Origin of the sequence: Mesorhizobium sp. M1295 (assembly GCF_040318135.1) — a bacterium.
In the GTDB taxonomy this organism is placed as follows: domain Bacteria; phylum Pseudomonadota; class Alphaproteobacteria; order Rhizobiales; family Rhizobiaceae; genus Mesorhizobium.
This window is the reverse complement of the sequence record NZ_JAMYLU010000059.1, coordinates 1-5,358: the sequence shown is the minus strand read 5'-3', so window position 1 is coordinate 5,358 and position 5,358 is coordinate 1. Positions and strand designations below refer to the sequence as shown.

Sequence of the window (5,358 nt, the reverse complement as noted above, 5' to 3'; positions counted from 1 at the left end):
TTGCAGACCATCGACAACCCGTTCGGCACGAGGTTGTCACCCATGTCTTAAGTACAATCTGTTACCTATGTCTCCGGGTTGGACATGTGAGTTTTGGACGCCGGCTGTCGGACTCGACCTCAAGACCATCCGCCTCATGCCCAAGGAGCTTTATTTCTGCACCGAAGGTGTCTCCGTCCCCAACCCCTGCACCAGTGAAAACCCAATGCTCGGGATCGCACACGGTAAAGCCGCACTTAGGGCGCGATGGCCCACCGAAGAGCTCCCAGTACCAAAACATTCCGCCGGTCAGTACCTCCTGCGGCGCTCCAGGTCGACGCGTGTAATTGTATACGCCTGTCGTGGTTGTCGTTGACTCGTTGACTCTGGCCGCAGATGCCAAGTGAACCCCGTAATTAAAGGGTTTGGTGCTGCGGCGTGCAGCGGATCAAGCGATTCCCCGCCGTCGCCATGCTCGCTGTCAGCGTGGTCGCCCGAGGCCTTATAGCACTCGATTGCAGTACTGTCAGAAGTCTCTCGGACTAGATAGCAGGCAAGGTTGCCACCGAGGAAGATCGTGGCGCCACCGGAATCCCGAAAGCCGCGGACGGCGTCAAGCTGTTTTCCAGTCCAGTACTCGTCATGGCCAATCGTGACCAGAGCAGAGTAATCCGAAAGGTTTGCATACCCGTTAGATGTATCCAGGCCCGAGCAAAAGTCGACGGAAATGCCTTCGCGTTCCAACCAGTCGATGAAAGCAAATGTGTGCCCCGACTTCGGCGGGTATGGGCCTAGAATGTTTCCGTTCGGGTAACATAGCCCGAGACCCGGCCGATGGATCGATGCCTTTGAATTCCTCAGCTCTTCCCAGTACTGGCCACCATCCGACCGCCCATGGTACAAGCTGCGGTCGTGCAAGATGTGGTAGGCGAGCCAGGTTGCTACGTTGACTTGACAGAGGATCTGGGCCCCTGGGCGGCCGCTGCCGCGTCGGACGATGAACAGCGCATCCTCGCCTGCACGATCGCTGGCACGCTCCCGTGGCTTTTCGTCTGCGCAGAACTGAGCCACGTACATGCCACTCGGCCACTCATTAGGAACGCTGTCGAGGAGGTTCATCTTCGGCCAGCGGCATCCTTCGGAGTCGGCGTCACCAGGGCCTAGGACGCGCCCCCCCCCCGCCGACTGCGGCAGACGGTGTGGTTCGACGGGGCCAAAGCGTTGAACGAGGGAAAGCTTCGGATGAAGACGAGCATCCTCGCACCCCGTTACACGGTAGATGTCGACGTAACAGCGTTCTGAAGACCGCGTTGCCACGTGTACCGCGAGTTCGTCGCCAGGGGCAACGCTGACGGCCGCCATATAGCCCGCGAAGTACGGTACTGCTTCTCGACCGGTCGCCGGGAAAGCTACATAGCGATATCCCGACGTTAGTGAAGGATGAACGCCGGGCAGGAACTCCTCAGTTTTTGAGGCGGGACCCTCCGCCGCAGAATGATCGCTGGTTCTGGCAAACTAGTCATCGGTCGAGTCAAACTCATTACAAGCTCCTCAGCAATTCGAGCCGTGCAGGACCATCTGTCGCACTGGAGCGCTTCGTACAATGTAGCAGCGCTAGAACGACTGTTTCGACGAAATGACGTCTTCAACGCAGTAAACAGGCTTATAGCAGCTCATTTCTGCATGACCGCAGCGACCGTGAGCGACGCGGCTTTACCTGCCAAACCCGTCAAATTGGACTGGCGCACTGATCGATGCCAAGCGAGGCTCCCGGTGTAAAGCATTGGGCGACTGCTGTCCGTCAGATCACTGCTCGGCAGACGAAACACTGATCAAGCCTTGTTCTGATCAGAAATCCCGCCGCTCTTATCAAGAGAGAAAGAGAGATTGGGCGCATCGCCGAGGACCGCTTTGACGAGGCTGTCCGACGACACATTACGAGCGGCCATGTTCGACCCAGCAGGAGGCGATCACCTGGCGGTCAAGCTCTGCTGCAGAATGCTCTGGTGACGCGGAAACGCGGTGGTCCGGTCCCAGATGGTGAGGTCGTCATGCCACGAGCACATCGAGCGCAGCACTCGCCATGCTTGACTCGTACCCGTTACGGCCGCCCTATAGGGCCGCTGATCTGCGCCAAGTCACGCAACTGTGCGGGCGCAAGGTCACCCGGCACTTCGCGTGCAGCAGATCTCTCAGCCTACCTGGTCTACGGCATCCGCGCTTGACACCGATATCCTGTTTCCGCCAGCACAAACTTTCTCCCGCTCAGCACAGGCCACTAACCTAGCGCCTAAGCCTTTCCCCGTTTGGATCGAAAAACGCCCTCAGCGACGCGTCCGCTTCGTAGAGTTTGCCAGCAATTTCGATTTCCCATCGACTGCTTTCAATTAGCTCCTTCGTGACCCCTGCGGGGTGGCTCACATACCCCATTCCCACTGACTGGCCCAGAGTGAAGCTCTTTGCTCCAGAGGAAATGTACCCAACAATCTCGCCGTTGCGTCGAATGGGTTCTTCGTGGAAAAGAACAGGATTTGGATCGCGAAGCTTGAACGACACCAACCGCTTTTCTAGCGGACCTGAATTTTTCTGGGAAAGTAACGCCCCTTTCCCGATAAAACCTCCGTCCTTGTTCCAATCAATCGTAAATCCAAGACCCGCCTCAAGCAACGTATCAAGTGGCGTAAGATCGAGCTGGTATTCTCGATATGCGCGCTCGCATCGCAGATATTCTAGCGCATGGTATCCAGCAGGCTTTAGTCCGTAGGCTTGGCCCGCCTCCCAAATGACATCAAAGACGTGCTGGGCCATCTCGGTTGGAATATGCAGTTCCCAGCCAAGCTCTCCGATGAACGTCAGCCTATTGGCTATGACGCGAGCGTATCCGATATCGATTTCCTGACTGGTAGCAAATGGGAATGCAGCATTTCCAAGATCTGCGTCGGTCACTTGGGACAGGACATCGCGAGATTTCGGGCCTTGCAATGACAAAACTGCATAGGCCGAGGTGACGTCTGTTATTGTGACATTCCATTCCTCTGTAATGTGCCGCGTAATCCAGGCCTTATCCCGCGGATGGACAGTAGACGATGAAATGATGATGAACTCTGTTTTCGACAAGCGGTTTACTGTGATGTCTGTCTCTATACCACCTTTTTCATTGAGCATGTGGGTATAAACCAGCTTCCCTACCGGTACATCCACATTGCCGGCGCAAAGCCACTGCAGGAAGCGACATGCATCGCGGCCCTGCACCAAATGCTTGCCGAATGAGCTTTGGTCTACCAGGATGGCCCCGTTACGGGCGGCCTTGCACTCCTGACTGGTATATTTGAACCAGTTCGGCTCGTCGTAGGAATAGGCGTTTTTCGTCGATTCTCCTTCACCTGCGAACCAAATGGGACGTTCCCAGCCCATGCCTTCGCCAAAGCTGGCTCCGAGCCTCGCCCAGCGGTCGTGAAGTGGGCTTTTGCGAACACCTCGGGACGTCTCGGGCTGGTAAGCCGGCCAGTGTATCTTATAATGGAGGCCCATCACTTCGGCTGTGCGATCGTGCAAATATCGCTTGTTGATCTGGAAGGGATGAAACCGCGCGACATCCACGGAAGTGACATCCATCTGGGGCTGGCCAGCGATGATCCATTCTGCCAGAGCTCGCCCTGCTCCGGCGGCGGCCTCAGTGCCCCCAGAGTTGTACCCGGCTGAGATGAAAAGGTTTTTCATCCCAGGGACTTCCCCAATCATAAACAAAAGGTCGGGCGTGAAACTCTCGGGACCATTAAAGAACTTGGCAATACCGGCATTCGCCAGCTCAGGAACAATCTCTATGGCCTTGGTCATTGGCAATTCGAACTGGTTCCAGTCTTCTGGAAGCTCTATGAAAGGGGTGTCTTTCGGGAGCTTTTCCATCGGAAGCGGTTTCCCCCAAGGCTCGAGCGCGCCAACAAGCAACTTCCCCGTATCTTCCTTCAAGTAAACATAGCCATCGGTATCGCGCAGCACAGGCAAGGTCGGAGTCACAAAATCCATAGGTTCGGTGAAAACATAGAAATGCTCTGCCGCATACAAGGGAATGCGCGCACTCAACTTGAACGCAAGATCGCGAGTCCACAGCCCACATGCGAGCACTAGAACTTCAGCTTCTATGACACCTTCGCCGGTTCGAACCTGATAATAGCCATCTGGAGTTCGCCAGAGGTCCTGGACTTCAGAATTTTCGAAGATTTTCACACCCTTTTGCTTGGCCCCCATCGCCAACGCCATGCATGTGTCGACCGGGTTGGTTTGGCCATGCCAGGAATGAACACTGCACTGAACCGCCCCGGGTTGATCGGAGGCTCCAACTCCTGAGAAGGTGGAGCCATGACAAGCAAGACGACCAACAAGTTCTCTCCCGAGGTCCGAGCCCGTGCGGTGCGGCTGGTTCTGGATCACGAAGGCGAGCATGCCTCGCGGTGGGCGGCGGTCTCGTCGATCGCCGCCAAGATCGGCTGCACGGCGCAGACGCTGCATGAGTGGGTGAAGAAGGCCGAGCGCGACAGTGGCGTGCGAGCCGGTGTGCCTATGGATGTGGCGACGAAACTCAAGGCTTTGGAACGCGAGAACCGCGAGCTTCGCCAGGCCAACGAGATCCTTCGCAAGGCTTCCGCGTATTTTGCCCAGGCGGAGCTCGACCGCCGGTTCAAGCCATGATCGCGTTCATCGACGATCACCGCGAGGCGCATGGGGTCGAGCCGATCTGCAAGGTGCTGCCGATCGCCCCGTCGACCTACCACGACCATGTCGCCAAGCGCATCGATCCCTCCCGGCTGTCGGCTCGGGTGAAGCGGGATGAGGCTTTGAAGGATGAGGTCCGACGCGTGTTCGAGGCTAACTTCCGCGTCTACGGCGTTCGCAAGATCTGGCGGCAGTTGCAACGCGAGGGCTTCGATGTCGCCCGCTGCACGATTGCCCGCCTGATGAAGGCCATGGGCCTCGAAGGCATCATCCGTGGCAAGCCGATCCGCACCACGGTGAGCGACAAAGCGGCACCATGCCCTCTCGATCACGTCAATCGCCAGTTCCATGCCCCGGCGCCGAACATGCTGTGGGTCTCCGACTTCACCTACGTCGCGACCTGGACGGGCTTCGTCTATGTCGCCTTTGTCATCGACACCTATGCGCGAAGGATCGTCGGCTGGCGGGTGAGCCGGACGGCGCATGCCAGCTTCGTTCTGGACGCTCTGGAACAGGCTCTCCATGATCGGCGGCCCGTGCAGGGAGGCGGGCTCATCCATCACAGCGATAGAGGCAGCCAAGGCGGATTCAAGCGGTCGTCGCAACACTCTGAAGTTGGAGGTTGCGATGAGCATTCGAAAGCGGCGATCGGCACGGTCGGGACGA

3 protein-coding genes, 1 pseudogene and 1 other annotated feature are annotated in these 5,358 nt (G+C 57.5%); of the genes and pseudogenes, 1 reads left to right on the top strand and 3 read right to left on the bottom strand.

From position 1 onward, the window contains the following. Window positions 1-61: 61 nt before the first annotated feature. The 3 genes from NKH29_RS32305 to NKH29_RS32295 all read right to left on the bottom strand — a co-directional run bounded on the left by NKH29_RS32305 (window position 62) and on the right by NKH29_RS32295 (window position 4,239). On the bottom strand, window positions 62-382 hold the full coding sequence (locus NKH29_RS32305) for a N,N-dimethylformamidase beta subunit family domain-containing protein (RefSeq protein WP_353001404.1): 321 nt from the start codon (window positions 380-382) through the stop codon (window positions 62-64). Continuing rightward, window positions 289-1,341 carry a N,N-dimethylformamidase beta subunit family domain-containing protein gene (locus NKH29_RS32300; RefSeq protein ID WP_353001403.1) on the bottom strand — a complete coding sequence of 351 codons (1,053 nt, stop codon included), beginning with the start codon at window positions 1,339-1,341 and terminating at the stop codon, window positions 289-291. The genes NKH29_RS32305 and NKH29_RS32300 overlap by 94 nt, the downstream gene beginning before the upstream one ends. A gap of 921 nt (window positions 1,342-2,262) precedes the next feature. Then, window positions 2,263-4,239, bottom strand: a complete 1,977-nt coding sequence (locus tag NKH29_RS32295; protein WP_353001402.1) for a GcvT family protein — start codon at window positions 4,237-4,239, stop codon at window positions 2,263-2,265. A gap of 99 nt (window positions 4,240-4,338) precedes the next feature. Between NKH29_RS32295 and NKH29_RS32290 the strand changes: the two are divergent. Further along, window positions 4,339-5,358 (top strand): annotated as a pseudogene (locus tag NKH29_RS32290) (IS3 family transposase); the annotation flags it as partial. Continuing rightward, window positions 4,623-4,739: a sequence feature (AL1L pseudoknot), on the top strand. It overlaps the preceding pseudogene by 117 nt.